At 23.4% G+C, this 521-nt stretch carries 1 protein-coding gene; it reads right to left on the bottom strand.

Annotated features, from left to right (window positions below; all coding sequences use genetic code 11):
- Window positions 1-417 (bottom strand): glycosyltransferase family 8 protein (locus A9G11_RS11365; RefSeq protein WP_304363248.1); only part of this gene is annotated, 417 nt, incomplete at its 3' end.
- Between the last annotated feature and the right edge of the window lie 104 nt (window positions 418-521).

Here is a 521-nt window from a genome sequence, read left to right as displayed (position 1 = left end):
TTTATCTGAGTTAGAATCATCTCCTGCTGCACAAATATAATTATCTATATTTATATCAAGAATAGGTGATATATTGGCAAAACATAATACATCCGCGTCTATATAAAGAAGTCTATTGACTTTGCTTGATAATAATTTTGGTACCATTAAGCGAATAAACGTTGATTTACTGATATGTTTTGTTGAAAATTCATGTTGGTATTTTTCTAAATCTGATTGTTCAATTTTATAAATAAATATTAAGTCAGAAGTGTTTTTGAATTTTTCGATATACTCTTCTGAAACATTATATAAAAATACATGGAATTGTAATTTTTCGTTTAAATTATTAAAAATTATAGATTGAATAGATACTGCAACATGTTCAAGATAATTTGAATCTGTGCAATAAGCGATGTTAATAATATTGTTGTCCATGCTAGATTTTTTTGAAAAATTATTACATTATTTAGTCATTAGTAGTTTAATATGTCAATATAAAATTGATTATTACTATATTGTTTAATTTTACCTATGTTACA

It is taken from the genome of Gilliamella sp. wkB108, assembly GCF_001690195.1.
GTDB classification, from domain to species: domain Bacteria; phylum Pseudomonadota; class Gammaproteobacteria; order Enterobacterales; family Orbaceae; genus Gilliamella; species Gilliamella apicola_L.
This window is presented reverse-complemented; position numbering and strand designations above follow the sequence as displayed.